Source organism: Pseudomonas sp. B21-031 (genome assembly GCF_024748985.1).
Classification (GTDB): Bacteria; Pseudomonadota; Gammaproteobacteria; order Pseudomonadales; family Pseudomonadaceae; genus Aquipseudomonas; species Aquipseudomonas kermanshahensis.
This window is the reverse complement of sequence record NZ_CP087181.1, coordinates 4,951,578-4,977,640: the sequence shown is the minus strand read 5'-3', so window position 1 is coordinate 4,977,640 and position 26,063 is coordinate 4,951,578. Positions and strand designations below refer to the sequence as shown.

Here is a 26,063-nt window from a genome sequence, read left to right as displayed (position 1 = left end):
TGGAGATCAAACTTCATCAGGGTCGTTGAGGTACGCGGCGTTTCTTTCCAGAATATTCAGGCGCAACTCAAGAGGAGACTGGCCTTGCGTGCAAACATAGGTGTAAGGCACACCTTTGAACGTGCGCAACATCAAGGGCGTTTGCCGGCCTGCTGGGGCCAGACGCACAATTGCCTGGTCTTCAAGGCTGGCGAAAGTGATGGGTATGTTGTCGCAATCCAGCAACTCGAAGAGCGTTGGGTAGGCATTATCGAAGGGAGAGGGTAAGGCGCATACGCAATTTTCCTTATGGATGTAAAGTGCGCGTGCGTAGCGAACGGAAGACCGAACGAACAACCGGTAGCCCTTTTCCACGCTGCGAAAGTAAAGGTGCAGCGGCGCGACATCGACTGCCTCAGCAACATAGCCAAGGTAATTCGATTCATCGCGCTTGCTGGGTTCAACCGGTTTTACAACTGGCGTGGGATTCTGCACATAGATAGGTTCCCGGCTTCCTCGGTTTCCACGGGTGGTTATCACGGTGTGGCGGAAAAAGCGGCCGGCCCATCCCGCGTGGGCAATGCCAGCCATCGTTGGTTTTTGCGGGGTGGAGGTAGAAGTGCCGCCGATCTCGGCTGGTCTGCCCAGCAGTTCATCAAGGAAATTGAAGCTACCGTTCACGGCCTCGACGGTGGCGATGAACGAGCGTTGTCGGTGAGTCAGCATAAGAGTTCTCCTGGTTTGGATAGGCTTATGCAGGGTCAGGTAATACCTGGCCGATAGGCACTTGGAAATGCGTGCTGAGCATGTCAGATCAACCTGTTGCTAGAAACCGGTAAGGAAACGTGATGGGCAAAACTACTGGCCATTCAGCGACGCACGGCTCAAGACCTCACCTGAAGCACTGCGAACGCCTCCAGCAGATTTTCCAGCGCCTCCTTGAAGCGGCTGTACAGGCCCTGACGTTGGCTTACCGTGTCAGGGCCACTAGCCTGGAGATCAGACTTCATCAGGGTCGTTGAGGTAGGCGGCGTTTCTTTCCAGAATATTCAGGCGCAGTTCCAGAGGTTGCTGGCCCTGCGTGGAAATATAAATGAAAGGATTATCATTGAACGAGCGCAGCATGAGTGGCGCACGCTTGCCAGCCGGGGTAAGGCGCACGATAGTCTCGTCCTCAAGGTCGTCGAAGTCGATTGGGGTGTCGTTGGTATCCAGCAAGTCGAACAGCGTTGGATAGACGCCATTGAATGGCGAGGTCAACGCGCACACGCAATGTTCCTCATGAATATAAAGCGCGTGCTTGTAGCGAACGGAGGAGCGAACAAACAGCCGATAGCCATCATCTACGCAGCGAAAGTACAGTTGCAAAGGCGTGACGTCGACGACGCTTGGTAGGTGGCCCAAGTAATTCGACTTGTCTTGTTTCTTGCCAGGTATCACTTCGGGTGGAAAGTCGACATATATAGATGCAAATCTGCCTGGCGCGATGTTTTCAGTTCTAGCTGGGATAGTGACTGAAGGTGTCACGAATTCGGCAGGCTTGCCGAGCAACTCGTCGAGAAAGTTCAAGCTACCGTCCACGGCCTCGGCAGTGGCAATGAACGAGCGTTGTCGGTGAGTCAGCATAAGCGTTCTCCTGGGTTGGATGGGCTTATGCAGGGTCCGGTAATACTTGGATGACAGGCACTTGGAAATACGCTCTGAGCACGTTGGGTGATTCTGTTGCCTTGCTTAACCTTTCTCCACCCTTCAGAAAACAAAAGGCCTCTTTCGAGGCCTTTTTCAGTGCATCAGCTCAACGCTTGAGCCCGTAGCTCTCATCGAGCATACCCGGCGAGTTCGGCGTTTTTGGCGCGTAATCGCGTGGCACTTCGGCGGTGTCCTTCGGCGGGGTCAGGCGGTCGCGTGGGCCTTGGGCCGCTTCGGAGTGCAGGGCGGCCAGCAGGCGCTGGCGGGTGACGTCGTCGAGGGCCAGGGTGTTGGCGCCATCGGCGAGGTGGTCCTGGACATCCTGGTAGCTCTGGGTGAGTTTCTTGACCAGTACGGCGGTGCTATTGAAGTGGGTGACCACTTCGTTCTGGTAGCTGTCGAAACGCTGCTGGATGTCATCCAGTTGACGTTGCGTGCTGCTCGGCGCGGCATTGGGCAGCAGGCGGGCTACGACGAAACCAACCACCACGCCGATGACCAGGGCCAGGGTCGGCAACAACCAAACAAGGAGCGAGAGTTCCACGAGTCCTTCCTCTATAAACGGCTTTGCTTTACGTTAACGGCTCAGACCTGCGCTGTATACCGCGAGCGATCGCAAATCAGAACAGAATTCCTCACCTAGACGAATCGACCCTTCCCGAGGTCACGGAGTAGTGCCTTGCTTGTCCGCGAAACCCCCTTGTTCATCGATGGCCCTTGTGGCCAGTTGGAAGCCTTGTACCTGGACGTGGCCGATGCCCGCGGCGTGGTGCTGATCTGCCACCCCAACCCGGTTCAGGGCGGCACCATGCTCAACAAGGTGGTTTCGACGTTGCAACGCACCGCGCGTGACGCCGGTTACGTGACCCTGCGCTTCAACTACCGGGGTGTCGGGCAAAGCGCCGGCAGCCATGACATGGGCGCGGGCGAGGTGGCCGATGCCGAGGCGGCGGCTGCCTGGTTGCGCGCGAAGCACCCTGAGCTGCCGGTGGTGCTGATGGGCTTCTCGTTCGGTGGTTTCGTCGCGACCAGCCTGGCAGGGCGCCTGGAAAGCGCTGGCGTTGAGTTGCAACAGCTGTTCATGATTGCCCCGGCGGTGATGCGCCTGACAGACGAATTCCCGTTGCCGCAGCGCTGCCCGATCACCCTGGTGCAGCCCAACAGCGACGAGGTCGTCGATCCGCAGTTGGTCTACGAATGGTCTGACACCCTGTCGCGCCCCCATGAGCTGCTGAAAGTGGCAGAATGCGGACACTTCTTCCATGGCAAGCTGACCGATCTGAAGGATCTGCTGCTGCCGCGCCTTTCGAATTGAGCCAAGCCTGAATAAGCGAACACCCATGACCACGCGCATCCTTACCGGTATCACCACCACCGGCACCCCGCACCTGGGCAACTACGCCGGCGCCATTCGCCCGGCGATCCGCGCCAGCCAGCAACCCGGTGCCGATTCGTTCTACTTCCTGGCCGACTACCACGCCCTGATCAAGTGCGACGACCCGCTGCGCATCCAGCGCTCGCGCCTGGAAATCGCTGCCACCTGGCTGGCCGGTGGCCTCGATCCGGACAAGGTGACCTTCTACCGTCAGTCCGACATCCCCGAGATCCCCGAGCTGACCTGGTTGCTGACCTGCGTTGCTGCAAAGGGCCTGCTCAACCGTGCCCATGCCTACAAGGCCTCGGTGGACAAGAACGTCGAGAACGGTGAAGACCCGGACGCCGGCGTGACCATGGGGCTGTTCAGCTACCCGGTGCTGATGGCCGCCGACATCCTGATGTTCAACGCCCACAAGGTGCCGGTCGGCCGTGACCAGATCCAGCACGTGGAAATGGCGCGTGACATTGGCCAGCGCTTCAACCACCTGTTCGGCCAGGGCAAAGACTTCTTCGCCCTGCCGGAGGCGGTGATCGAAGAGAGCGTGGCGACGTTGCCGGGCCTGGACGGGCGCAAGATGTCCAAGAGCTACGACAACACCATCCCACTGTTCACCAGTGCCAAGGACATGAAAGACGCCATTTCGCGCATCGTGACCGACTCGCGCGCGCCAGGCGAAGCGAAAGACCCGGACACTTCGCACCTGTTCACCCTGTACCAGGCCTTCTCGACGCCGGAGCAATGCGCCGGCTTCCGCGAAGAGCTGCTGCAGGGCCTGGGTTGGGGCGACGCCAAGCAGCGTCTGTTCCAGCTGCTGGATGGGCAACTGGCAGAGAAGCGCGATCACTACCATCAACTGATCTCGCGCCCATCGGACCTGGAAGACATCCTGTTGGCCGGCGCCGCCAAGGCCCGCAAGATCGCCACGCCGTTCCTCGAGCAGCTGCGCGAGGCCGTGGGCCTGCGTTCGTTCCGCAGCAGCGTGCAGGCCAACACCGAAGTGAAGAAAAAGGCCGCCAAGAGCGCGCGTTTCGTCAGCTTCCGTGACGAGGATGGCAGCTTCCGCTTCCGCCTGCTGGCCGCCGACGGCGAGCAACTGCTGCTGTCGCGCAGCTTCGCCGACGGCAAGAGTGCTGGCGCCGTAAGCAAGCAACTGCAGCAAGGTGGCGAAGCCGATGTGCGTGCTGAAGGGCTGAGCTTCAGCCTGTGGCTGAATGGCGAGCAAGTGGCTGAAGGGCCGCAGTTCGACACGGCCGAAGCCCGTGATGCGGCTGTTCAAAGCCTGCACGAGGCCCTGGCGCCACAGCAGGACTGAGACAGTTTGACTGTAGGAGCGGGCAGACCCGCTCCTACAGACTGATTGCCATTAAGCGGGCCTGTCGCTACAGTGACGGCCCGTTTTTTGTTGCCTCGCTAACGAAATCATGACGCCCCTAGAACGATACCAAGCAGATCTGAAACGTCCCGACTTCTTCCATGATGCGGCGCAGGAGACTGCGGTGCGTCACTTGCAGCGCCTGTACGACGACCTGGTGCACGCGCAGAACAACAAGCCGGGCGTGTTCGGCAAGCTGTTCGGCAAGAAAGAGCAGACGCCGGTCAAGGGCCTGTACTTCTGGGGTGGGGTAGGGCGTGGCAAGACCTACCTGGTCGACACCTTCTACGAAGCGCTGCCGTTCAAGCAGAAGATGCGGACGCACTTCCACCGCTTCATGAAGCGCGTGCACGAGGAAATGAAAACCCTCAAGGGCGAGAAAAACCCGCTGACCCTCATCGCCAAGCGCTTCAGCGACGAAGCCAAAGTCATCTGCTTCGACGAGTTCTTCGTTTCCGACATTACCGATGCGATGATCCTCGGCACTTTGATGGAGGAGCTGTTCAAGAACGGTGTGTCCTTGGTGGCGACGTCCAACATCGTGCCGGACGGCCTCTACAAGGACGGCCTGCAGCGTGCGCGCTTCCTGCCCGCCATCGCCATGATCAAGCAGTACACCGACGTGGTGAACGTCGACAGTGGCGTGGACTATCGCTTGCGTCACCTGGAGCAGGCCGAACTGTTCCACTTCCCGCTCAATGACGCCGCACACCAGAGCATGCGTGCCAGCTTCAAGGCGCTGACCCCTGAGTGCACCCAGGCTGTCGAGAACGACGTGCTGATGATCGAGAACCGCCCGATCAACGCCTTGCGCACCTGCGATGACGTCGCCTGGTTCGACTTCCGCGCCCTGTGCGACGGGCCGCGTAGCCAGAACGACTACATCGAGCTGGGCAAGATCTTCCATGCCGTGTTGCTGAGCAATGTCGAGCAGATGGGCGTTGCCACCGATGACATCGCCCGCCGGTTCATCAACATGGTCGATGAATTCTACGACCGCAACGTCAAGCTGATCATTTCGGCTGAGGTGGAGTTGAAGGACCTGTACACCGGTGGCCGTCTGAGCTTTGAATTCCAGCGGACCTTGAGCCGGTTGCTGGAGATGCAGTCGCACGAGTTCCTGTCGCGCGCGCACAAGCCTTGAATACTGGGGCCGCTTTGCGGCCCATCGCTGGCAAGCCAGCTCCCACAGGGTCAGCAACTCGCTTACGAACTTTGTTCTCTGCTCGACAACTCGGTCCAAAGGGCTGCTCCCACAAGTTCCGCGCGGTCCCTGTAGGAGCCGGCTTGCCGGCGATGGGGCGCGAAGCGGCCCCCTAGGCTTCAAGCCTCTTGCATGAACTGCTGCCGATACTGGTTCGGCGACAACTCCGTGTGCTGGCGGAACAACCGGGCAAAGAAGCTGGCGTCGTCGTAGCCCACTTCGTAGCTGATGGTCTTGATGCTCTTGCGGGTGCTCGACAACAAGCCCTTGGCGGTCTCGATCCGTAGCCGTTGCAGGTAATGCAGCGGCTTGTCGCCCGTCGCGCCCTGGAAGCGCCGCATGAAGTTGCGAATGCTCATGCCGTGGTTGCGGGCCACGTCCTCGAAGCGGAACTTGTCGGCGAAGTGCTCTTCCAGCCAATGCTGGATCTGCAGGATGATCAAGTCCTGGTGCAGTTTCTGCCCACCAAAACCCATGCGCCCCGGGGTGTAGTTGCGCTGCACTTCGTAAAGGATGTCGCGGGCCACGGCGCGGGCCACGTTGGCACCGCAGAAGCGCTCGATCAGGTAGATATACAGGTCACAGGCCGACGTGGCGCCGCCCGCGCAATAGATATTGTCGGCATCCGTCAGGTGCTTGTCCTGGTTCAGGCGGATTTTCGGAAAACGCTCGGCAAAATTGGCGAAGAAACGCCAGTAGGTCGTCGCCTCCTTGCCGTCGAGCAGGCCGGACTCGGCCAGCCAAAATACGCCAGAGGCTTCAGCGCACAGCACGGCGCCACGGGCATGTTGCTCGCGCAGCCACGGCAACACCTGTGGATAACGCTGCATGAGGTTGTCGAAGTCGTCCCAGAACGCTGGGAGGATGATGATATCGGCATCGTTCAGGCCGCCGTCGACCGGCAGCTGGACATTGCTGAAGCTGTCCACGGGCTGGCCGTCCGGGCTCACCAGGCCAATTTCGAACATGGGCTGCAGGCCCAGGCCCAACTGCTTGCTGTACCGCAGGCTGGCGAGGTGGAAGAAATCCTTGGCTTGCATCAAGGTCGAAGCGAACACCTTGTCAATGGCCAGGATGCTGACGCGCCGCAGCGACGCGGAGGGTTGGGTAAACATCATTGTCATTGTTCTTATAGGGTAGAGTGGTCAATCACCGGCTGGATCGTCTTATTTTTTGGCGATTGTGTCTACCCCGCAGAATTGCACGGTCCCTTTCGCGAGTTCACCCGCGAAAGGGACAGCGCTGCACTCGGTTCAGGGCGCCGGGTTGGGCTGGTCCTGATGGATCGCCTCGATCGCCGCCAGCAGCTCATCGCTTAGCTTCAGGTCCAGGCTCGCCAGGTTGCTCTCGAGCTGTTCGACGCTAGTCGCACCGATAATGTTGCTGGTCACGAACGGCTGGCGTGTGACGAACGCCAGGGCCATTTGCGCCGGGTCCAGCCCATGTGCCTGGGCCAGTTGCACATAACGGCTGCAGGCTGCCACGGTCTGCGGGTTGGAGTAGCGGGCGAAGCGGCTGAACAGCGTCAGGCGGCCTTTTTCTGGCCGGGCGCCGTTCTCGTATTTGCCCGACAGCATGCCAAAGGCCAGTGGCGAATAAGCCAGCAGCCCGCATTGCTCACGGATCGCGATTTCCGCCAGGCCCACCTCGAAACTGCGGTTGAGCAGGTTGTACGGGTTCTGGATCGACACCGCGCGCGGCCAGCCGCGGGCTTCTGCCAACTGCAGGAACTTCATGGTGCCCCACGGCGTTTCGTTGGACAGGCCGATGTGGCGGATTTTGCCCGCGCGCACCTGCTCGTCGAGCACTTCGAGGGTCTCTTCCAGTGGGGTGAAGTGGTCCTGTGGCAGGTGCTGATAGCCCAGCTTGCCGAAGAAGTTGGTGCTGCGCTCCGGCCAGTGCAGCTGGTACAGGTCGATGCGGTCGGTTTGCAGGCGCTTCAGGCTTTCTTCCAGCGCCGCGACGATGTGCTGGCGGTTGTGCTTGAGCTGGCCATCACGGATGTGGCTGATGCCGTTGCCGGGGCCTGCGACCTTGCTGGCCAGGATCCAGTCGTCGCGATCACCCTGCTCGCGGAACCAATTGCCGATGATGCGCTCGGTGGCGGCATAGGTCTCTGGGCGCGGTGGCACCGGGTACATTTCGGCGGTGTCGATGAAGTTGACCCCGGCGGCCTTGGCCATTGCAATCTGCTTGAAGGCCTCGTCCTGAACGTTCTGTTCGCCCCAGGTCATGGTGCCCAGGCACAGGGCGCTGACGTTGAGATCGGTACGGCCGAGCTGGCGGTATTCCATCGGGAAAACTCTCCTTGGTAAAGAAGCCCATAAAAGCAGGTTGAAATTTTTCGCGCAATCTGGATAATTCGGCACCTCTCCGTGTGGCGGAAGTGATGCACCACCACGCAGGAAGAACCCCGTCGAACATTGGCGTGCCCGACCCGAGCCCCCAAAAGCGTCTGTGTTCGGCTGCGCGCTTGCCCTTGGCAAGCTGTGCACTATCCAGTAAGATTCGCCGTCTATTTTTCGCTGGGCGGCCTCTGAGGCTTTAGAGAATGAAAACTTTTACTGCTAAACCGGAAACAGTAAAGCGCGAGTGGTTCGTAGTCGACGCCGCTGGCCAGACCCTGGGTCGTCTGGCTACCGAAATCGCTAGCCGTCTGCGTGGCAAACACAAACCAGAATACACCCCTCACGTTGACACCGGCGACTACATCGTCGTCATCAACGCCGAGCAAATCCGTGTAACTGGCGCCAAGTCTTCCGACAAAATGTACTACTCCCACTCCGGCTTCCCAGGCGGTATCAAGGAAATCAACTTCGAGAAGTTGATCGCCAAGGCCCCTGAGCGTGTTATCGAAACCGCGGTCAAAGGCATGCTGCCGAAGAACCCGCTGGGTCGCGACATGTACCGTAAGCTGAAAGTGTACGCGGGTGCTGCTCACCCACACACTGCTCAGCAGCCTCAAGAACTGAAGATCTAACGGGATAGTTCATTATGTCGGCGACTCAAAATTACGGCACTGGCCGTCGCAAGACCGCAACCGCTCGCGTTTTCCTGCGTCCGGGTACTGGTAACATTTCCATCAACAACCGTTCTCTGGACGTGTTCTTCGGCCGCGAAACCGCTCGCATGGTTGTTCGCCAGCCGCTGGAACTGACCGAGACCGTTGAGAAGTTCGACATCTACGTCACCGTTGCTGGTGGTGGTGTCAGCGGTCAAGCCGGTGCGATCCGTCACGGTATCACCCGCGCTCTGATGGAATACGACGAAACCCTGCGTGGCGCTCTGCGTCGTGCTGGCTACGTCACCCGCGACGCTCGTGAAGTTGAGCGTAAGAAAGTGGGTCTGCGTAAAGCGCGTAAGCGTCCTCAGTACTCCAAGCGTTAATTTCGCTTCGGCAGTCGAAAAAGCCCGGTTCCTTTGGAACCGGGCTTTTTTTATGTCTTGAACTAACCTGTCAGCATGTCCGTGACGGCTTACCGCATAGACGCAGATCAAGCAAAGCGAGGGTTGTAGCCCGCAACTGGGTAATCACCTTGTCAGTGTGTGGATTTGTTTCTTACCATGGCGGCCAATTTTTAGTGCCACAGACATTACCTAAGTACAGGCCTGATCCAACAGGCCAAGCAAGCTGATGGGAGAGGACTGAATGAGCAATGACGGCGTCAACGCAGGCCGGCGCCGCTTCCTCGTAGCCGCGACCTCTGTGGTCGGGGCGGCGGGGGCAGTGGGGGCTGCGGTACCGTTCGTGGGGTCATGGTTTCCCAGTGCCAAGGCGAAAGCCGCGGGTGCACCGGTGAAGGTGAATATCGCCAAGGTCGAGGCCGGGCAGCAGATGGTGGCCGAGTGGCGTGGCCAGCCTGTGTTCATCGTACGGCGAACGGAGGAGATCCTCGGGAACCTCAAGAAAATTACCGCAGACCTGTCCGACCCCGAGTCGAAGGCCTCGGTGCAACCCACCTACGTCGACCCGCAGGTGCGCTCGATCAAGCCGGAAATACTCATTCTCGTAGGCCTGTGCACCCACCTGGGCTGCTCGCCGACGTTCCGCCCTGAAGTGGCGCCCGCCGACCTGGGGCCAAAGTGGGTAGGGGGCTATTTCTGCCCGTGCCACGGGTCCCACTACGACCTGGCTGGCCGTGTCTACAAGTCGCAGCCGGCGCCCCTCAACCTGCCAGTGCCGCCGCACTCGTATGAGTCGGACGACATCATTGTCATCGGCGTCGATCAGGAGAACGCATGATGAGCAAGTTCATGGACTGGATTGATGCGCGCTTCCCCGCCACCAAGATGTGGGAAGACCACCTGAGCAAGTATTACGCGCCCAAGAACTTCAACTTCCTGTATTTCTTCGGCTCCCTGGCGTTGCTGGTGCTGGTCAACCAGATCGTCACCGGTGTGTGGCTGACCATGAGCTTCACGCCCTCGGCGGAAGAGGCCTTCGCCTCGGTCGAGTACATCATGCGTGACGTGGAATACGGCTGGATCCTGCGCTACCTGCATTCCACCGGTGCGTCGGCGTTCTTCATCGTGGTCTACCTGCACATGTTCCGCGGGCTGCTCTACGGCTCCTACCAGAAGCCACGTGAGCTGGTCTGGCTGTTCGGCATGCTGATCTATCTGGCGCTGATGGCAGAGGCCTTCATGGGTTACCTGCTGCCTTGGGGGCAGATGTCGTACTGGGGTGCCCAGGTGATCATCTCGCTGTTCGGTGCGATTCCGGTGATCGGCGACGACCTCACCCAATGGATTCGTGGTGACTACCTGATTTCCGGTATTACCCTGAACCGCTTCTTCGCCCTGCATGTGGTAGCCCTACCGATCGTGATCCTGGGCCTGGTGGTGCTGCACATCCTGGCCTTGCATGAAGTGGGTTCGAACAACCCCGATGGCGTCGACATCAAGAAGAAAAAGGATGAAAACGGTATCCCGCTGGACGGCATTCCGTTCCACCCGTACTACACCGTCAAGGACATTGTCGGCGTGGTCGTGTTCCTCTTCGTGTTCTGCGCCGTGGTGTTCTTCTTCCCGGAAATGGGCGGTTACTTCCTGGAGAAACCGAACTTCGAGCAGGCGAACGCCTTCAAGACGCCTGAGCACATTGCACCGGTGTGGTACTTCACGCCGTTCTACGCGATCTTGCGTGCGGTGCCTGACAAGCTCATGGGTGTGATCGCCATGGGTGCCGCCATCGCCGTGCTGTTCGTGTTGCCTTGGCTCGACCGCAGTCCGGTGCGCTCCATGCGTTACAAAGGCTGGATCAGCAAGCTCTTCCTGCTGGTGTTCTGCGTGGCCTTCGTCATCCTCGGCATATTGGGCGTGCTGGCACCGACACCAGGGCGCACCTTGCTGTCGCAGGTGTGCACGGTGCTGTACTTCGCCTACTTCCTGCTGATGCCGTTCTACACAAGGCTCGAGAAGACCAAACCGGTTCCGGAAAGGGTGACTGGCTGATGAAAAAGTTGATTGCAGTATTTTTGCTGGCAGTGATGCCTGCCTTTTCCTTCGCTGCGGAACACGGCCTGGAGCTGGACAAGGTCGACATCGACCTGACCGACAAAGCGGCCATGCAGGATGGTGCGCGTACCTTTGCCAACTATTGCATGGGTTGCCACAGTGCCAAGTTCCAGCGCTACGAGCGGGTCGCCGATGACCTGGGCATCCCCCACGAGCTGATGCTTGAAAAGCTGGTGTTCACCGGTGCCAAGATTGGTGACCACATGAACATCGGCATGAAGCCAAGCGATGCCAAGACCTGGTTCGGCGCCGCCCCACCCGACCTGACCCTGGTCGCCCGGGTGCGGGGTACCGATTGGCTGTACACCTACCTGCGCAGCTTCTATGAGGACAAGTCGCGTCCTTATGGGGTGAACAACAAGGTGTTCCCTAACGTTGGCATGCCCAACGTGCTGGTCGGCCTGCAGGGCAACCAGGTGGTTGGCTGCAAGCAGGTGCAGAGCGTGGTCGATGGCAAGAAGCAGTTTGACCCGCTGACGGGCAGCCCATTGACCCATGAAGCGTGCGACCAGCTGACCATCACGCCGAATTCCGGTACCCTGACGACCGAGCAGTTCGACGAGAAGGTCAAGAACCTGGTGACCTTCCTGGCCTATTCGGCCAACCCGGTCAAACTGGAAAGCCAGCGCATTGGTACCTATGTGTTGCTGTACCTGGCTTTCTTCTTCGTATTCGCCTATTTGCTCAAGCGTGAATACTGGAAGGACGTGCACTGATCACGCAGTAATTTCTGGTAGTTGAACGCGCCCGGGGGGCCCTAGCAGATTTGCCAGGGTGCCCCGGGCGCGTTTTCATTTAGAGTTTTACGAGCATCTCGTGCGAGGAGGCGCTACATGGGCGCAACCAACAGGTTAGCCTGCTATTCCGATCCCGCTGATCACTATTCTCATCGGGTACGCCTCGTTCTTGCCGAAAAAGGCATCAGCGTGCACATCGTCGACGTCGATCCTGGTCGTCTGCCGCCCAAGCTGGTTGAGGTGAACCCCTATGGGAGCGTGCCGACCTTGGTCGACCGCGACCTGGCGTTGTATGAGTCGACCGTGGTGATGGAATACCTCGAAGAGCGTTACCCGCATCCACCGTTGATGCCGGTGTACCCTGTGGCGCGTGGCAACAGCCGCCTGCTCATGCACCGCATCCAGCGCGACTGGTGTGCCCTGGCGGACACCGTGCTCGACGTGCGCAGCACTGACGCTGCCCGGGCCGAGGCGCGCAAGGCGTTACGTGAGAGCTTGACCGGTGTCTCGCCGTTGTTTGGTGAGTTCGCCTGCTTCATGAGTGATGAGCAAAGCCTGGTCGATTGTTGTCTATTGCCCATACTCTGGCGTTTGCCGGTCATGGGTATCGAATTGCCGCGGCAAGCCAAGCCGCTGCTGGATTACATGGAGCGACAGTTCGCCCGCGAGCCTTTCGTGGCGAGCCTGTCCTCCGTAGAACGTGAAATGCGCAAGCTTTAAGGAGCTGTTGATGAACTCCAGTCGCCCCTATCTGGTTCGAGCACTGTACGAGTGGATCGTCGACAACGATTGCACGCCCCACATGCTGGTCAATGCCGAATTCCCGGCAGTCCAGGTGCCGCAAGGTTTTGCCAGTGATGGTCAGATTGTCCTGAATATCTCGCCGAGCGCCGTGCGCAGCCTGCACATGGATAACGATGCGGTGAGCTTCGAAGGCCGCTTCGGCGGCGTCGCCCACACGTTGTTCGTGCCGATTGGTGCGATCCTCGGTATCTACGCCCGTGAGAACGGGCAGGGCATGGTCTTTGAGCTGGAGCCGTCGTTGCTGGAAGGCGATGAACTGGAAGACGACGACGTCGAGCCGGATGATGACGGCCCACCTGAAGGGGGTGGCCAGCCGCCGCGTCCGACGGGCCGGCCGAGCCTCAAAGTGGTCAAGTAACAAAAAAGGCGATCCAACCGGATCGCCTTTTTATTTGCGCTGCACCTGCGATTACAGGTCGCTGATGGTGCGCACCTGGTCTTTGTTGATGCGGGTGCGTTTGCCGTCGAGTTGCTGGAACTCGTAGAAGCCGGTGGCCTTCTCGTAGCGCGGCGCGTCGACGGCCTGGAACTCGCGGCCGTCGTTCAGGGTGATCAGGCTGGGGGTGGAGCAGCCGGCCAGGGTAGCGAAGGTGCCAATCAGCAGGGCGGGCAGCAGGAGCTTCTTCATGCGGTGTTTCCTGAATTTCTGAAGGGTAAAGCTTTGTGGTGGCCTGTACGCACCTCATCGCCGGCAAGCCGGCTCCCACAGGTAAACCACGAACCCTGCGAGAGCCGGCTTGCCGGCGATGAGATCGGAACAGGCCAATGAATCAGTCGATGTACTCGAACAGCTTGACGATCTTCTGCACGCCCGACACGCTCTGGACCACGCCGGTGGCGGCGTTGGCCTCTTGCTGGGTCACCAGGCCGAGCAGGTAGACGATACCGTTTTCGGTAATCACCTTGATGCGCGAGCTTGGCACGGCGTTATCGGTCAGCATCTGGGTCTTGATTTTGGTGGTCAGCCAGGCGTCGTTGTTGCGCGCGAGGATGGAGGACGGCTGCATTACCTGCAGTTCGTTGTGCACCTTCTTCACCCGCTGCACTTGGCCTGCAGTCTGCTCGGCCAGGGTCTTGAGGTCGGCGCGCGGGGTTTGGCCAGCGAGCAGGACAATACCGTTGTAGCTGCTGACAACGATGTGCGAGCCCTTGTCCAGGTCTGGGCTGGCTTTGGAAATATTCACCGCAGCCTTGGTTTCGATCAGCGAGTCATCGATCTTGCTGCCGATGGTGCGTGTGCCGCGATCGTCCTCGATTGGCGAATTGCGGGTGGAGGTCAGCACCGAGCTGCAGCCGGTAACGCTCAGGCACAGGGTCAGGGCCATCAGGCCAAGGCGCATAGGGGTCATTCTTCACTCCCGAACAGTTGGCTGTCGATCAGGTCGCACAGGCAGTGGATCGCCAGCAGGTGGACTTCCTGGATACGCGCGGTGACTGTCGAGGGCACGCGGATTTCCACGTCCTCGGGCAGCAGCAGCGAGGCCATGCCGCCACCGTCACGTCCAGTCAATGCTACGACAATCATTTCGCGATCATGTGCGGCCTGGATCGCTTGAATCACGTTGGCCGAGTTGCCGCTGGTGGAAATCGCCAGCAACACATCGCCGGGCTGGCCCAGGGCGCGAATCTGTTTGGAAAAGACTTCGTTGTAGCTGTAGTCATTGGCAATCGAGGTCAGCGTCGAGCTGTCGGTTGTCAATGCGATGGCTGGCAGGCTCGGGCGCTCGCGCTCGAAGCGGTTGAGCAGCTCTGACGAGAAGTGCTGGGCATCGCCGGCCGAGCCGCCGTTGCCGCAGGCGAGCATCTTGCCCTCGTTGAGAAGCGCATTGACCATGACCAGGCTGGCCTGCTCGATGTGCGGTGCCAGGATGTCCATTGCCTGTTGCTTGGTATCGATGCTGGCTTGGAACAGCCGGCGAATTCGGGATTGCATGTCCATCTGGTGACCTTAAGTGGGGCGGTGGCCTTTGCTGCGCGCATCAACGACCAGCCCGCGAAACATAGAGCAAAAAATACGAAGTGGGTTCAGCATTCGAAGGCGTTTTTCAGCCATTGAAGCGGTCTGCCTGCGTGGTGGCTGCCCTGCAGGGCGACAACGTCGAAGCGGCAGGGGTGTGTGGCCCAGCGGCATTCCTTCTGCAGGAAAAGGCTGGCAGCCAGCACCAGCCGTTTCTGCTTGCGCCCGTCGATACTGCCGAGGGCGCCACCGAAGCTCGCGTGCAGCCGGTAGCGGACTTCGACGAATACTACTGTATCGGCGTCGAGCATGACCAGATCAAGCTCACCGCCTTTGCATCGCCAATTGCGTGTCAGCAGCTGCAAACCTTGCCCTTGAAGGAACGCAAGGGCTTGGTTTTCGGCTGTCTGGCCGGCCTGGGTAGGCGATGCGTCGGGCATCAGCGGGCGGTGTCTGGCAGGCGCTTGACCTGGCCGCCTGCGAACTCGGCCCATGGCAGTTGGCGTTCGATGCGCTGGTTGGCGTTCATGCTCAGGCTGCCGGACAGGCCCTGGATGCGGTTATCCGGCAAGGCTTTCAGCTGGCCCAGGCGGGGTGCCAGGCTGTAGGCATCCACACCCATGGCGTACAGGCGGCCGAGGCTGCCGGCTGCTTGGGGCCATTGTTGGACCACTTGCTGGCGCAGGCTGTTGCTGGTGTCGAGCAGCCACGGTGTTTCGCAGAAACGAATGCCGTTCATGTCGTTGTACTGGTTGACGTCACCGCTGGCGCTGTACAGGTTCGAGGTGGCATAGACCGGCACGTCGCCCGCGTACTGGAAGTTCAGCGTCGGCTTGATCTGCTGGGCTTGCTGCGGCGTCGAGGCGAGGAAGATGAAGTCGATGTCCTGGCGGCGCGATGGCTGCGCGGCGATGTTGCCGCCTACCGTGCTTTGCAGGCTCTTGGCGCGGCCTTCGCTTTGACGCAGTTGGAACAGGTCGGCAATTTGCTGGGCCAGGGCGACCGGTTGAGCGATGCGCTCGGCGGCGAGCAGGGTGCCGCCGTTGCTTTCCCAGTCTTTGCGGAAGGCGGCGAGCACGCGGTCGCCCCACTCACCGCTTGGTACCAGGGCAACGGCACGTACCTTGCCGTCGGCGCGGGCGCGGCGCGAGACTTCGCGGGCTTCGTCTTCAGCGGCGAGGCCGAACTGGAAGAGTTGCGGCGGGGCTGTTTGGCCGGCGTCTGCGTAGTTCAGTGCCAGCGTGGTGATTGGCAACTGCTGATTAGCAGCGAGCTTCTTCACCAGGGGCTTTTCCAGCGGGCCGACTACAAGTTGCACGCCAGCGGCCTGGGCTTGGCGGTAGAAGTCGTCCAGCGAGGTGATCCGCGAGCTGTCGAACACCTGCACGGCTGGCGCCGGTTGGCCCGACTGCTGGGCCTGGAAGTGAGCGGCCATGAAGCCATCGCGCAGCGCGCGGGCGACACCCGCCAAAGGCCCTTCCTGGGGCAGCAGCAGGGCAATTTTGGTCAATGGCTGGCTGGCCAGCTCCTTGAGCTTGACCAGCGCCACCGGCAGTTGCTGGGCGGCCGGGTGGTCCGGGTGCTGTTTGCGCCAGGCATCGATAGCGGCTTGCTGTTGCTCCAGGGTGCCGGCGGTTTTCACCGCCAGGGCCAGGCTGGTCCAGCCGGCCAGGACCGGGTCGGTGGCGGGCTGCTGCAACTGCTCTGCCGGCAATGCGGCAACCAGTGCCCAGATGGCGTCATTGTTGGTGCTGGCGGCCTGGCCGCTGAGCAGCGGGGCGAGCAGGATGCGCTGTTGTGCCGCTGCCAGCGACTGGCCATCGGCTTCAAGGGCGGCCGCGTGGACGCTGTAGGTGCGTGCTTGCTGTTCTACCGGCAGTTCGCCAACGCGCTGCAAGCTGGGGTGCGACAGCGCGCTCAGCGCCGCTTTGGGCTGGTTGCGGCTCATTGCCAGCTCGGCGCCAAGGGTGCTGGCGAACACTTGCTGGGCGGGCTTGAGCGTGTCCATCGGGACCTGCTCGAGAATGCGTGCGGCGCGCGGGTAGTCCTTCTGCTTGTACGCCAGGTCCGCGGCGCTCAGGCGCAGCAGGGCGGCGTCTTCCGCGGACTTGCTGGAGGCGGCCTTTTCGAGCAGTTGCTCGATACTGGCGTCCGGAGTACGCGGCAGTTCGCCCAGGCTGGATGAGGGCGAGCTGGCGCAGGCTGCCAGCAGGGTAGCGAGGCAGAGGGCTGAGAGCAGCCGCAGGCAAGCGATCATGTAAAGGTCCTGTTACTCGATCAAGTTGGCCGGCAATTGTACCCAAGCACTGGCCGGGGCGCGATGTTGCTGATGCTGATCCTTCACTATAGGCGGCTGGCCGGTGAACGCCTGCGAAGTTCTTTGCGCCCTGTTGCGGGCGCTCGGGCTACAATGGCGCCTTTGATCCGAAAGACAGGTGTGCGCAGTGACTGATGTGGCAGGGGCTTCGAAATCCACCGTGGGGACGCTGTATGTGGTCGCAACGCCCATCGGCAACCTCGACGACATGAGCGCCAGGGCGCTGAAGGTGCTGGCGGATGTCGCCCTGATCGCGGCCGAGGACACGCGCCACTCGATCCGCCTGCTGCAGCATTTCGGTATCGACACACCGCTGGCGGCCTGCCATGAGCACAATGAACGTGACGAAGGTGGGCGTTTCCTGACCAAGCTGTTGGCCGGCGACAACGTGGCGCTGGTGTCCGACGCCGGTACGCCGTTGATTTCCGACCCTGGCTACCACTTGGTGCGCCAGGCGCGGGCGGCGGGTGTGAACGTGGTGCCGGTGCCCGGTGCGTGCGCGCTGATCGCCGCGCTCTCTGCGGCGGGCCTGCCCTCCGACCGTTTTATCTTCGAAGGCTTTTTGCCGGCGAAGACGGCGGGGCGTCGAGCACGCCTGGAGCAGGTAAAGGAAGAGCCGCGTACGTTGATCTTCTATGAGGCCCCTCACCGCATCCTCGAGTGCCTCGAAGACATGGAGGCGGTGTTCGGTGGCGAGCGCCCGGCGCTGTTGGCGCGCGAGCTGACCAAAACCTTCGAAACCCTCAAGGGCCTGCCCTTGGCCGAACTGCGTGCTTTTGTCGCGGCCGATAGCAATCAGCAGCGCGGTGAGTGCGTTGTATTGGTGGGGGGCTGGAGTGCGCCTGAGGGCGAGCAGGCCATCAGTGTCGAGGCGCAGCGTGTGCTGGACTTGCTGTTAGCGGAGTTGCCGCTCAAGCGGGCGGCGGCACTTGCGGCGGAAATAACCGGTGTACGCAAGAACCTGTTGTATCAACTTGCCCTGGAAAAGCAGAAAGCACAGTAGTGGCAATTTGATATAGTTTACGGTATCGCTTGTTCTTGAGCGCGGCTGCCGTTAACCTTGTCAGCGGAGAGTCGATTGGACAGTCGCTGCCTGCTTTTGTTCCGCAGCTTTTGTTGCGAAACGGCAGGGGGAGGAAAGTCCGGGCTCCATAGGGCAGAGTGCCAGGTAATGCCTGGGAGGCGTGAGCCTACGGAAAGTGCCACAGAAAATAACCGCCTAAGCACTTCGGTGCCGGTAAGGGTGAAAAGGTGCGGTAAGAGCGCACCGCGCGACTGGCAACAGTTCGTGGCTAGGTAAACCCCACTCGGAGCAAGACCAAATAGGGTTCCATTAGGCGTGGCCCGCGTCGGAACCGGGTAGGTTGCTAGAGGCGTCCAGTGATGGCCGTCGTAGAGGAATGACTGTCCTCGACAAAACCCGGCTTACAGATCGACTCTCCACCTCTCCCTCCCTGCTTGAATCGATAGCAGGCGCGCTCTGGTAATACCGAAAAAATCTTACTCTTAATAAATCACTTTAACTTCGAACTCCATACGCTTGCGTGGGTTTGATTTTTCTCGTGTTTTTTTCCCGCCTGAACTCTTTCCGCATTCCTTTATCGCGCTAAATCTCGGTCCTGTAAGGCTTTTCCTTATGAACGTGCCTTGACGGTGCAGCGGGCGGATTCCTATAGTGTGCGCAAGTGGCAGAAAGTGGGATGAAGTGGGTTTTCTGGCACAAAAAAGCTACCATTGTGGGGAATCGCAGCCGTGTTCCGCGGAGCCAACGCCGTCAGCCTCGATGCCAAAGGCCGTCTCGCCATGCCGAGCCGGTACCGCGACGAGCTCGATTCGCGTTGCAATGGTCAGCTGATCGTGACCATCGATGCTGTAGACCCCTGCTTGTGTGTCTACCCGCTTGATGAGTGGGAACAGATAGAAGCCAAGTTGCGTGCCTTGCCGTCGTTGCGTGAGGAAAACCGCCGCCTGCAGCGTTTGCTGATCGGTAATGCGGTTGACCTGGAGCTCGATGGCAGTGGGCGTTTCTTGGTACCGCCCCGCCTGCGTGAGTACGCCAAGCTCGACAAGAAGGCGATGCTGGTGGGGCAACTGAACAAATTCCAGCTGTGGGATGAGGATGCCTGGAACGCGGTTTCGGCAGCCGACCTTGCAGCTATTCAACAACCGGGCGCCATGCCCGACGAATTGCGTGACCTGATCCTGTGACCATAGATAGCGGCTTCAACCACATTACCGTCCTGCTCGACGAAGCTGTCGAGGCATTGGCCCTGCGCGCCGACGGTTGCTATCTGGACGGCACCTTTGGCCGTGGCGGACACAGCCGTCTGATCCTCAGTAAACTCGGGCCGCAAGGGCGGCTGCTGGGCTTCGACAAAGATCCACAGGCGATTGCCACAGGGCAAGCGCTGGCGGCCGAAGACGGCCGCTTTGTCATTGTGCAGCGCAGCTTTGCCGAGTTGGGCGCCGAGGTGGCCGAACGTGGTCTGGCTGGCAAGGTCAGCGGTATCCTGCTTGACCTGGGCGTTTCCTCGCCACAGCTGGATGATCCTGAACGCGGCTTCAGTTTCCTCAATGATGGCCCGCTGGACATGCGCATGAACCCTGACCAGGGCATCAGTGCGGCCGAGTTCATCGCTACCGCACCCGTGGAAGAAATTGCCCGCGTATTCAAAGAGTACGGCGAGGAGCGTTTTGCCGGGCGCATGGCGCGCGCGGTCGTTGAACGCCGCGAAAAGCAGCCCTTCACCCGTACTGCCGACCTGGCCGAAGTGCTCAAGGTCGCCAACCCGGCGTGGGAAAAGGGCAAGAACCCGGCCACCCGCGCCTTCCAAGGCCTGCGCATCCACGTCAACAACGAGTTGGGTGACCTTGAGGCTGGGCTTGAGGCCGCGCTTGATGCGCTGGAAATCGGTGGTCGCCTGGCGGTCATCAGCTTCCACTCGCTCGAAGACCGCATCGTCAAATTGTTCATGCGCAAGCTGGTCAAGGGCGAGGCAGACAACCTGCCGCGCAACCTGCCGGTACAGCACAAGGTCTTCGAACCGAAAATCAAGCTCATCGGCAAGGCGCAGTTCGCGTCCGAGGCTGAGCTCAAGGCCAACCCGCGGTCGCGCAGCGCCGTGATGCGGGTGGCGGAGAAGCTGCGGTGAGCAGGCTGTTTGCCAAGCCATTGCCAGGCGGAAGCTTCCTGATGCTTCTGCTGTTCGTCGGTGTCCTGGTTTCGGCCATCGCCGTGTCCTACAGCGCCCACTGGAACCGTCAGTTGCTCAATACCCTGTACGGCGAATTGAACGAGCGTGACAAGGCCCAGGCCGAGTGGGGGCGCTTGATCCTTGAGCAAAGCACCTGGACCGCCCACAGCCGTATCGAGAGCCTCGCTTCCGAGCAATTGAAAATGCGCGTCCCTGCGGCTGACGAAGTGCGGATGGTGGCGCCATGATGAAGCTCGAAGGCGCACTCTACCCCTGGCGCTTCCGGGTAGTGATCGGTTTGCTGGCGCTGATGGTGGGTGCCATCTGCTGGCGCATCATCGACCTGCAGGTCGTCGACCGTGACTTCCTCAAGGGCCAGGGTGACGCCCGCAGCCTGCGGCATATTCCGATTCCTGCGCACCGTGGCCTGATCACCGACCGCAACGGCGAGCCGCTGGCGGTCAGTACGCCGGTCACCACCCTGTGGGCTAACCCCAAGGAAATGCAGGCTGCCAAGGACCGTTGGCCGCAACTGGCGGCTGCATTGGGGCAAAACGCCCAGCAGTTGACCGAGCGCCTGACCCAACAGGCCAACAAGGAATTCATCTACCTGGTCCGCGGGCTGACCCCGGAGCAGGGCCAGCAGGTGCTCGACCTGAAAGTGCCGGGCGTGTATGGCCTGGAAGAATTCCGCCGCTTCTACCCGGCCGGTGATGTCACCGCGCACATGGTCGGCTTTACCGACCTCGATGACCACGGGCGTGAAGGGGTAGAGCTGGCCTACGACGAATGGCTGGCCGGCGTGCCGGGCAAGCGACAGGTGATCAAGGACCGGCGCGGCCGGCTGATCAAGGACATCCAGGTCACCAAAAACGCCAAGGCCGGTAAGACCTTGGCGTTGTCGATAGACCTGCGCCTGCAATACCTGGCCACCCGTGAACTGCGCAACGCCATTGCCGAACAGGAAGCCAAGGCCGGCAGCCTGGTGATCATGGACGTCAAGACCGGTGAGGTCCTGGCCATGGTCAACCAGCCGACCTACAACCCAAACAACCGCCGCAGCATGTTCCCTGCCGCGATGCGTAACCGGGCGATCATCGACGTGTTCGAGCCAGGTTCGACCGTCAAGCCGATCTCCATGAGTGCGGCGCTGCAGAGCGGGCGCTGGAAAACCACCGACAAGGTCGAGGTTTACCCGGGCAGCCTGCAGATCGGCCGCTACACCATCAAGGACGTTTCCCGCAGCGAGGGCCCGATCCTCGACCTGACCGGCATCCTGATCAACTCCTCCAACGTCGGCATGAGCAAGATTGCTTTCGACATCGGCGGCGAGGCCATCTACCGGGTCATGTCCCAGGTCGGCCTGGGGCAATACACCGGCCTGGGCTTCCCGGGCGAGCGGGTGGGCAACCTGCCTAACCACCGTGAGTGGCGCAAGGCCGAGACCGCGACCCTGTCCTATGGCTATGGCGTGTCGGTGACCGCCCTGCAGCTGGTGCATGCCTACGCGGCGCTGGCCAACGACGGCAAGATGGTGCCGCTGTCGATCCTCAAGGTGGACAAGGCGCCCGAAGCCGTTCAGGCGATTCCGAAAGAAACCGCCGAAACCGTCCAAGGCATGCTGCAGCAGGTGATCGAGGCTCCGCGCGGGGTATTCCGTGCGCAGGTGCCGTTCTATCACGTGGGTGGCAAGTCCGGTACGGCGCGTAAAGCGACCGTCGGTTCCAAGGGTTACACCGAAAACGCCTACCGCTCGCTGTTCGCAGGCTTCGGCCCGATGAGCGATCCGCGTTACGCCATCGTCGTGGTCATCGATGAACCGAGCAAGGGCGGCTACTTCGGTGGTCTGGTTTCGGCGCCTGTGTTCAGCAAGGTCATGTCGGGCACCCTGCGTTTGATGAACGTGCCGCCAGACAACCTGCCGCCGCCACCCACCGCACAACCACAAGTCACTGCAGCTACCGCCAAGGGAGGGCGTGGATGATGACAATGCCATTGAGCAAGCTTTTCGCCCACGCCAGCCGCGATCCGCTGATTCGTGAGCTGACCCTGGACAGCCGCGCCGTGCGTCCGGGTGACCTGTTCCTGGCCGTCCCGGGTGCCAAGGTTGATGGCCGCGACCATATTGCCGACGCCTTGGCCCGTGGCGCTGCCGCCGTTGCCTACGAAGAGCAGGGCGCTACCGTGCTGCCGATCACCGACGTGCCGCTGATTCCGGTCAAGGGCCTGATCGCTCAGCTGTCGGATATCGCCGGTCGCTTCTATGGCGAACCGAGCCGCCAGTTGAACCTGGTTGGCGTTACCGGCACCAACGGCAAGACCAGTGTCACTCAGTTGGTGGCGCAGGCGCTTGACGTGCTGGGCCAGCGTTGTGGCCTGATCGGCACCCTGGGTACCGGCTTCTACGGTGAGCTGCAGAGCGGCCGCCTGACCACGCCGGACCCGATCGCGGTGCAGTCGACGCTCTACGACCTGAAAAAGGGCGGTGCCAAGGCTGTAGCGATGGAGGTGTCCTCGCATGCCCTGGAGCAGGGGCGTGTCGCCGCGCTGGAATTCGATATCGCGGTCATGACCAACCTGTCCCGTGATCATCTGGATTACCACGGCAGCATGGAGGCCTATGAAGCTGCCAAGGCCAAGCTGTTCGCCTGGCGCAGCCTGCGCTGCCAGGTGGTCAACCTGGACGACGATTTTGGCCGCCGCCTGGCGTTGGCGTATGCCCGCCGTCCGAGTGCCGATCATATCGAGACCCGGTTGCTCAGCTACAGCCTGGAAAACCCGGAAGCGTCGCTGTATTGCCGTGAAGCCACCTTCGATGACGATGGCGTGCGCGCAATCCTCGTGACCGCCCAGGGCGAGCGTACTTTGCGCAGCCAGCTGCTTGGCCGCTTCAACCTGAGCAACATGCTCGCGGCCGTTGCCACGCTGCTGGCCTTGGATTATTCGCTGGACGAAATTCTCAAGGTCACCCCGCAGTTGCAAGGGCCGGTTGGCCGCATGCAGCGCTTGGGTGGCGGCAACAAACCGCTGGTGGTGGTCGATTACGCCCACACCCCGGATGCCCTGGAAAAAGTACTCGAGGCCCTGCGCCCACATGCGCACGGCAAGCTGCTGTGCCTGTTCGGCTGCGGTGGCGACCGTGACCGAGGCAAGCGCCCGCTGATGGCCGGCGTGGCTGAACGCCTGGCCGATCGTGTGCTGGTTACCGATGACAACCCGCGCAGTGAAGACCCGCTGCGGATCTTCGACGATATCCGTCCTGGTTTTGCCACGCCAGACAGCGTCGAATTCGTCGCTGGCCGCGGCGAAGCCATCGCCCACCTGATCGCCACTGCCGCAGCCGATGACGTCATCGTCCTGGCCGGCAAGGGGCACGAGGATTACCAGGAGATTCGCGGCGAGCGCCACGATTTCTCCGATCTGGTCGAAGCCGAGAAGGCACTTGCAGCCTGGGAGGCTCCACATGCTTAAAGCCATGACACTCAGCCAGCTGACCACAGCACTGAGTGCTCGCCTGGTCAGCGCCGACGCCAGCTTCGACGGCGTCAGCATCGACAGCCGCAGCGTCACTGCCGGGCAGCTGTTCGTCGCACTGGCGGGGCCACGCTTCGATGGCCATGATTACCTGGCCGATGTAAAAGCCAAGGGCGCCGTTGCCGCGCTGGTCGAGCGCGAAGTTGCCGATGTCGACCTGCCGCAGTTACTGGTCGCCGACTGCCGTCTGGCCCTGGGCCAGCTCGGGGCGCTGAACCGCGCTGCGTTCGACAAGCCTGTCGTAGCCATCACCGGCTCCAGCGGCAAGACCACGGTCAAGGAAATGCTGGCCAGCATCCTGCGCACCCGTGGCCTGGTGCATGCCACACGCGGCAACCTGAACAACGACCTCGGTGCCCCGTTGACCCTGCTGGAAATTGCCCCAGAGCACAGCGCGGCGGTGATCGAGCTCGGTGCTTCGCGCATCGGTGAAATCCGCTACACCGTCGGCCTGACCCAGCCCCAGGTGGTCATCATCAATAACGCCGGCACCGCCCACGTGGGTGAGTTCGGCGGCCCTGAGAAAATCGTCGAAGCCAAGGGCGAGATCCTCGAAGGCCTGGGCGAGGGCGGCACGGCCATCCTCAACCTGGACGACAAGGCCTTTGGCATCTGGAAGGCACGTGCCGGGGCGCACACGGTCATCAGCTTCGCCCGCAATGACGCTAACGCCGATTTCCATGCCACTGACATTGGTCGTGATGCGCGTGGTTGCCCGTCGTTCAAGCTGCATGGCGCCGGTGAAACCGTAGACGTGCAACTCAACGTGCTGGGCGAGCACAACGTCAGCAATGCGCTGGCTGCCGCCGCCGCTGCCCATGCCGTCGGTCTGAGCCTGAGCGGCATCGCCGTTGGGCTGAACGCCGTGCAACCGGTCAAGGGCCGCACCGTGGCGCAGATCGCGCCGAACGGTGTGCGCGTGATCGACGACAGTTACAACGCAAATCCCACCTCCATGTGCGCGGCCATTGATATACTCGCCGGCTTTTCCGGACGCACCGTCCTGGTGCTCGGGGATATCGGCGAATTGGGCCAATGGGCGGAAGAAGGCCACCGTCAGGTGGGTGACTACGCACGTGGCAAGGTCGACGCCCTGTACGCAGTGGGTACCAACATGACACACGCGGTCAAGGCGTTCGGCGCCAATGGCCGTCATTTCGCTACTCAAGCTGAGCTGATCGACGCGGTTAGCGCCGAAAATGCCAGCGACACCACAATCTTGATCAAGGGCTCGCGTAGCGCTGCGATGGAAAACGTCGTGGCGGCTTTGTGTGGTTCAAGCGGGGAGAAACATTAATGCTGCTGCTGTTGGCTGAGTATCTGCAACAGTTCCATAAAGGCTTCGCGGTCTTCCAGTACCTGTCCCTGCGCGGGATCCTCGGTGTACTGACCGCGTTGTCACTGGCGCTGTGGCTGGGCCCGTGGATGATCCGTACCCTGCAGATCCGCCAGATCGGTCAGGCTGTCCGTAACGACGGCCCGCAATCGCACTTGTCCAAATCCGGCACCCCCACCATGGGCGGCGCGCTGATCCTGTCGGCTATCGCCGTCAGCACCCTGCTGTGGGCTGACCTGTCCAACCGCTACGTGTGGGTCGTGCTGATCGTCACCCTGGCGTTTGGCGCCATCGGCTGGGTCGACGACTACCGCAAGGTGATCGAAAAGAACTCCCGTGGCTTGCCAAGCCGCTGGAAGTACTTCTGGCAGTCGGTGTTTGGCCTGGCTGCTGCAGTCTTCCTTTACAAGACCGCCCCGACCAGCGTCGAAACCACACTGATCCTGCCGTTCATCAAGGATGTCACCATCCCGCTGGGCGTTGGCTTCATCGTTCTGACGTATTTCGTCATCGTCGGCTCCAGCAACGCGGTCAACCTCACCGATGGCCTTGACGGCCTGGCCATCATGCCAACGGTTATGGTGGGCGGTGCATTGGGCATCTTCTGCTACCTGTCGGGTAACGTGAAATTCGCCGAGTACCTGCTGATCCCGTATGTGCCGGGTTCGGGGGAACTGATCGTGTTCTGCGGCGCATTGATCGGCGCCGGCCTGGGCTTCCTGTGGTTCAACACTTACCCGGCGCAAGTTTTCATGGGTGACGTCGGCGCGCTGGCGCTGGGCGCCGCGCTGGGCACCATCGCGGTGATCGTTCGCCAGGAAATCGTCCTGTTCATCATGGGCGGCATCTTCGTGGTGGAGACCCTGTCGGTGGTGATCCAGGTCGCTTCCTTCAAGTTGACCGGCAAGCGTGTGTTCCGCATGGCGCCGATCCACCACCACTTTGAACTCAAGGGCTGGCCTGAGCCACGGGTGATCGTCCGTTTCTGGATCATCACCGTGATTCTGGTGCTGGTCGGCCTTGCAACCCTGAAACTGAGGTAGAT

The 26,063-nt window shown here is 61.0% G+C and carries 28 protein-coding genes and 1 other RNA gene; 19 read left to right on the top strand and 10 right to left on the bottom strand.

The features are described 5' to 3' along the window. Positions 1-6 precede the first annotated feature (6 nt). The 3 genes from LOY53_RS22210 to LOY53_RS22200 form a co-directional block, all read right to left on the bottom strand. Positions 7-705 (bottom strand): hypothetical protein, encoded by a 699-nt coding sequence (locus LOY53_RS22210; RefSeq protein ID WP_252825767.1) that lies wholly within the window; start codon positions 703-705, stop codon positions 7-9. Between the two features lie 273 nt (positions 706-978). Then, a complete protein-coding gene (locus LOY53_RS22205) occupies positions 979-1,605 on the bottom strand; it encodes a hypothetical protein (protein ID WP_252825765.1) in 627 nt (208 codons plus the stop codon). 169 nt (positions 1,606-1,774) lie between these two features. Then, entirely contained in the window at positions 1,775-2,212 is a 438-nt protein-coding gene (locus LOY53_RS22200; RefSeq protein WP_027593992.1) for a YhcB family protein, read from the bottom strand. Positions 2,213-2,347: 135 nt separating this feature from the next. On the opposite strand from LOY53_RS22200, the gene LOY53_RS22195 reads away from it, so the two are divergent. The 3 genes from LOY53_RS22195 (at position 2,348) to zapE (ending at position 5,562) form a co-directional block, all read left to right on the top strand. Next, a complete protein-coding gene (locus tag LOY53_RS22195) occupies positions 2,348-2,983 on the top strand; it encodes an alpha/beta hydrolase (protein WP_252825764.1) in 636 nt (211 codons plus the stop codon). A gap of 25 nt (positions 2,984-3,008) precedes the next feature. Then, a complete protein-coding gene (locus LOY53_RS22190) occupies positions 3,009-4,358 on the top strand; it encodes a tryptophan--tRNA ligase (RefSeq protein ID WP_252825762.1) in 1,350 nt (449 codons plus the stop codon). Between the two features lie 109 nt (positions 4,359-4,467). Then, positions 4,468-5,562: a cell division protein ZapE gene (zapE, locus tag LOY53_RS22185; RefSeq protein ID WP_027593995.1), complete on the top strand. Its 1,095-nt coding sequence runs from the start codon at positions 4,468-4,470 to the stop codon at positions 5,560-5,562. 179 nt (positions 5,563-5,741) lie between these two features. Here zapE and LOY53_RS22180 read toward each other — a convergent pair whose 3' ends face one another. Together LOY53_RS22180 and LOY53_RS22175 are read right to left on the bottom strand one after the other, a co-directional pair. Beyond that, on the bottom strand, positions 5,742-6,662 hold the full coding sequence (locus LOY53_RS22180) for a GlxA family transcriptional regulator (RefSeq protein ID WP_172960431.1): 921 nt from the start codon (positions 6,660-6,662) through the stop codon (positions 5,742-5,744). 213 nt (positions 6,663-6,875) lie between these two features. Further along, on the bottom strand, positions 6,876-7,916 hold the full coding sequence (locus LOY53_RS22175) for an NADP(H)-dependent aldo-keto reductase (protein WP_252825758.1): 1,041 nt from the start codon (positions 7,914-7,916) through the stop codon (positions 6,876-6,878). 257 nt (positions 7,917-8,173) lie between these two features. Here LOY53_RS22175 and rplM point away from each other — a divergent pair, with 257 nt between their 5' ends. The 7 genes from rplM (at position 8,174) to LOY53_RS22140 (ending at position 13,038) form a co-directional block, all read left to right on the top strand. Continuing rightward, positions 8,174-8,602, top strand: coding sequence for a 50S ribosomal protein L13 (rplM, locus tag LOY53_RS22170; protein WP_008097538.1), 429 nt, complete (start codon positions 8,174-8,176; stop codon positions 8,600-8,602). 14 nt (positions 8,603-8,616) lie between these two features. Further along, positions 8,617-9,009 (top strand): 30S ribosomal protein S9, encoded by a 393-nt coding sequence (gene rpsI / locus LOY53_RS22165; protein ID WP_009404633.1) that lies wholly within the window; start codon positions 8,617-8,619, stop codon positions 9,007-9,009. A 262-nt stretch (positions 9,010-9,271) separates the two neighbouring features. Next, the gene (gene petA / locus LOY53_RS22160) at positions 9,272-9,865 is read left to right on the top strand and encodes a ubiquinol-cytochrome c reductase iron-sulfur subunit (RefSeq protein WP_027593998.1); all 594 of its coding nucleotides are present in this window, start codon (positions 9,272-9,274) and stop codon (positions 9,863-9,865) included. Beyond that, positions 9,865-11,076: a cytochrome bc complex cytochrome b subunit gene (locus LOY53_RS22155; protein ID WP_027593999.1), complete on the top strand. Its 1,212-nt coding sequence runs from the start codon at positions 9,865-9,867 to the stop codon at positions 11,074-11,076. The genes petA and LOY53_RS22155 overlap by 1 nt, the downstream gene beginning before the upstream one ends. Next, the gene (locus tag LOY53_RS22150; RefSeq protein WP_027594000.1) at positions 11,076-11,855 is read left to right on the top strand and encodes a cytochrome c1; all 780 of its coding nucleotides are present in this window, start codon (positions 11,076-11,078) and stop codon (positions 11,853-11,855) included. Before LOY53_RS22155 ends, LOY53_RS22150 begins: the two co-directional genes overlap by 1 nt. A 117-nt stretch (positions 11,856-11,972) precedes the next feature. Further along, positions 11,973-12,596: a glutathione S-transferase N-terminal domain-containing protein gene (locus LOY53_RS22145; protein WP_252825756.1), complete on the top strand. Its 624-nt coding sequence runs from the start codon at positions 11,973-11,975 to the stop codon at positions 12,594-12,596. A 10-nt stretch (positions 12,597-12,606) separates the two neighbouring features. Next, a complete protein-coding gene (locus LOY53_RS22140) occupies positions 12,607-13,038 on the top strand; it encodes a ClpXP protease specificity-enhancing factor (protein WP_027594002.1) in 432 nt (143 codons plus the stop codon). Positions 13,039-13,089: 51 nt separating this feature from the next. Here LOY53_RS22140 and LOY53_RS22135 read toward each other — a convergent pair whose 3' ends face one another. From LOY53_RS22135 to LOY53_RS22115, 5 genes are all read right to left on the bottom strand, one after another. Next, a complete protein-coding gene (locus LOY53_RS22135) occupies positions 13,090-13,308 on the bottom strand; it encodes a YgdI/YgdR family lipoprotein (RefSeq protein WP_099430372.1) in 219 nt (72 codons plus the stop codon). 142 nt (positions 13,309-13,450) lie between these two features. Then, positions 13,451-14,029: a BON domain-containing protein gene (locus LOY53_RS22130; RefSeq protein WP_252825755.1), complete on the bottom strand. Its 579-nt coding sequence runs from the start codon at positions 14,027-14,029 to the stop codon at positions 13,451-13,453. Further along, positions 14,026-14,619, bottom strand: a complete 594-nt coding sequence (locus LOY53_RS22125) for a phosphoheptose isomerase (protein WP_012274070.1) — start codon at positions 14,617-14,619, stop codon at positions 14,026-14,028. Before LOY53_RS22125 ends, LOY53_RS22130 begins: the two co-directional genes overlap by 4 nt. A gap of 86 nt (positions 14,620-14,705) precedes the next feature. Continuing rightward, positions 14,706-15,077, bottom strand: a complete 372-nt coding sequence (locus LOY53_RS22120) for a YraN family protein (protein ID WP_252825753.1) — start codon at positions 15,075-15,077, stop codon at positions 14,706-14,708. Beyond that, on the bottom strand, positions 15,077-16,894 hold the full coding sequence (locus LOY53_RS22115) for a penicillin-binding protein activator (RefSeq protein WP_252825752.1): 1,818 nt from the start codon (positions 16,892-16,894) through the stop codon (positions 15,077-15,079). Before LOY53_RS22115 ends, LOY53_RS22120 begins: the two co-directional genes overlap by 1 nt. Before the next feature lie 187 nt (positions 16,895-17,081). Here LOY53_RS22115 and rsmI point away from each other — a divergent pair, with 187 nt between their 5' ends. From rsmI to mraY, 9 genes are all read left to right on the top strand, one after another. Further along, positions 17,082-17,957, top strand: coding sequence for a 16S rRNA (cytidine(1402)-2'-O)-methyltransferase (gene rsmI, locus LOY53_RS22110; RefSeq protein WP_258703289.1), 876 nt, complete (start codon positions 17,082-17,084; stop codon positions 17,955-17,957). 67 nt (positions 17,958-18,024) lie between these two features. Then, positions 18,025-18,398: RNase P RNA component class A (gene rnpB / locus LOY53_RS22105), an RNA gene on the top strand. Positions 18,399-18,706: 308 nt separating this feature from the next. After that, on the top strand, positions 18,707-19,162 hold the full coding sequence (gene mraZ / locus LOY53_RS22100) for a division/cell wall cluster transcriptional repressor MraZ (protein WP_004575120.1): 456 nt from the start codon (positions 18,707-18,709) through the stop codon (positions 19,160-19,162). Continuing rightward, the gene (rsmH, locus tag LOY53_RS22095) at positions 19,159-20,106 is read left to right on the top strand and encodes a 16S rRNA (cytosine(1402)-N(4))-methyltransferase RsmH (RefSeq protein WP_027594008.1); all 948 of its coding nucleotides are present in this window, start codon (positions 19,159-19,161) and stop codon (positions 20,104-20,106) included. The genes mraZ and rsmH overlap by 4 nt, the downstream gene beginning before the upstream one ends. Beyond that, positions 20,103-20,396 carry a cell division protein FtsL gene (ftsL, locus tag LOY53_RS22090; RefSeq protein WP_099430370.1) on the top strand — a complete coding sequence of 98 codons (294 nt, stop codon included), beginning with the start codon at positions 20,103-20,105 and terminating at the stop codon, positions 20,394-20,396. Before rsmH ends, ftsL begins: the two co-directional genes overlap by 4 nt. Next, on the top strand, positions 20,396-22,132 hold the full coding sequence (locus LOY53_RS22085; protein WP_177323892.1) for a penicillin-binding protein 2: 1,737 nt from the start codon (positions 20,396-20,398) through the stop codon (positions 22,130-22,132). Before ftsL ends, LOY53_RS22085 begins: the two co-directional genes overlap by 1 nt. Next, on the top strand, positions 22,129-23,619 hold the full coding sequence (locus LOY53_RS22080; RefSeq protein ID WP_172961379.1) for a UDP-N-acetylmuramoyl-L-alanyl-D-glutamate--2,6-diaminopimelate ligase: 1,491 nt from the start codon (positions 22,129-22,131) through the stop codon (positions 23,617-23,619). The genes LOY53_RS22085 and LOY53_RS22080 overlap by 4 nt, the downstream gene beginning before the upstream one ends. Beyond that, positions 23,612-24,979 carry a UDP-N-acetylmuramoyl-tripeptide--D-alanyl-D-alanine ligase gene (gene murF / locus LOY53_RS22075; protein WP_252825750.1) on the top strand — a complete coding sequence of 456 codons (1,368 nt, stop codon included), beginning with the start codon at positions 23,612-23,614 and terminating at the stop codon, positions 24,977-24,979. The genes LOY53_RS22080 and murF overlap by 8 nt, the downstream gene beginning before the upstream one ends. Then, the gene (gene mraY / locus LOY53_RS22070; RefSeq protein ID WP_027594013.1) at positions 24,979-26,061 is read left to right on the top strand and encodes a phospho-N-acetylmuramoyl-pentapeptide-transferase; all 1,083 of its coding nucleotides are present in this window, start codon (positions 24,979-24,981) and stop codon (positions 26,059-26,061) included. Before murF ends, mraY begins: the two co-directional genes overlap by 1 nt. The last annotated feature ends 2 nt before the right edge of the window (positions 26,062-26,063 follow it).

What these genes read in the sequence shown, in the direction of transcription:
- LOY53_RS22210 (WP_252825767.1), bottom strand. Translation starts at nt 705, where the DNA reads ATGCTGACTCACCGACAACGCTCGTTCATCGCCACCGTCGAGGCCGTG.
- LOY53_RS22205 (WP_252825765.1), bottom strand. Translation starts at nt 1,605, where the DNA reads ATGCTGACTCACCGACAACGCTCGTTCATTGCCACTGCCGAGGCCGTG.
- LOY53_RS22190 (WP_252825762.1), top strand. Translation starts at nt 3,009, where the DNA reads ATGACCACGCGCATCCTTACCGGTATCACCACCACCGGCACCCCGCAC.
- zapE (WP_027593995.1), top strand. Translation starts at nt 4,468, where the DNA reads ATGACGCCCCTAGAACGATACCAAGCAGATCTGAAACGTCCCGACTTC.
- LOY53_RS22180 (WP_172960431.1), bottom strand. Translation starts at nt 6,662, where the DNA reads ATGCAAGCCAAGGATTTCTTCCACCTCGCCAGCCTGCGGTACAGCAAG.
- LOY53_RS22175 (WP_252825758.1), bottom strand. Translation starts at nt 7,916, where the DNA reads ATGGAATACCGCCAGCTCGGCCGTACCGATCTCAACGTCAGCGCCCTG.
- rplM (WP_008097538.1), top strand. Translation starts at nt 8,174, where the DNA reads ATGAAAACTTTTACTGCTAAACCGGAAACAGTAAAGCGCGAGTGGTTC.
- rpsI (WP_009404633.1), top strand. Translation starts at nt 8,617, where the DNA reads ATGTCGGCGACTCAAAATTACGGCACTGGCCGTCGCAAGACCGCAACC.
- petA (WP_027593998.1), top strand. Translation starts at nt 9,272, where the DNA reads ATGAGCAATGACGGCGTCAACGCAGGCCGGCGCCGCTTCCTCGTAGCC.
- LOY53_RS22155 (WP_027593999.1), top strand. Translation starts at nt 9,865, where the DNA reads ATGAGCAAGTTCATGGACTGGATTGATGCGCGCTTCCCCGCCACCAAG.
- LOY53_RS22150 (WP_027594000.1), top strand. Translation starts at nt 11,076, where the DNA reads ATGAAAAAGTTGATTGCAGTATTTTTGCTGGCAGTGATGCCTGCCTTT.
- LOY53_RS22145 (WP_252825756.1), top strand. Translation starts at nt 11,973, where the DNA reads ATGGGCGCAACCAACAGGTTAGCCTGCTATTCCGATCCCGCTGATCAC.
- LOY53_RS22140 (WP_027594002.1), top strand. Translation starts at nt 12,607, where the DNA reads ATGAACTCCAGTCGCCCCTATCTGGTTCGAGCACTGTACGAGTGGATC.
- LOY53_RS22135 (WP_099430372.1), bottom strand. Translation starts at nt 13,308, where the DNA reads ATGAAGAAGCTCCTGCTGCCCGCCCTGCTGATTGGCACCTTCGCTACC.
- LOY53_RS22130 (WP_252825755.1), bottom strand. Translation starts at nt 14,029, where the DNA reads ATGACCCCTATGCGCCTTGGCCTGATGGCCCTGACCCTGTGCCTGAGC.
- LOY53_RS22125 (WP_012274070.1), bottom strand. Translation starts at nt 14,619, where the DNA reads ATGGACATGCAATCCCGAATTCGCCGGCTGTTCCAAGCCAGCATCGAT.
- LOY53_RS22120 (WP_252825753.1), bottom strand. Translation starts at nt 15,077, where the DNA reads ATGCCCGACGCATCGCCTACCCAGGCCGGCCAGACAGCCGAAAACCAA.
- LOY53_RS22115 (WP_252825752.1), bottom strand. Translation starts at nt 16,894, where the DNA reads ATGATCGCTTGCCTGCGGCTGCTCTCAGCCCTCTGCCTCGCTACCCTG.
- LOY53_RS22085 (WP_177323892.1), top strand. Translation starts at nt 20,396, where the DNA reads ATGAAGCTCGAAGGCGCACTCTACCCCTGGCGCTTCCGGGTAGTGATC.
- LOY53_RS22080 (WP_172961379.1), top strand. Translation starts at nt 22,129, where the DNA reads ATGATGACAATGCCATTGAGCAAGCTTTTCGCCCACGCCAGCCGCGAT.
- murF (WP_252825750.1), top strand. Translation starts at nt 23,612, where the DNA reads ATGCTTAAAGCCATGACACTCAGCCAGCTGACCACAGCACTGAGTGCT.
- mraY (WP_027594013.1), top strand. Translation starts at nt 24,979, where the DNA reads ATGCTGCTGCTGTTGGCTGAGTATCTGCAACAGTTCCATAAAGGCTTC.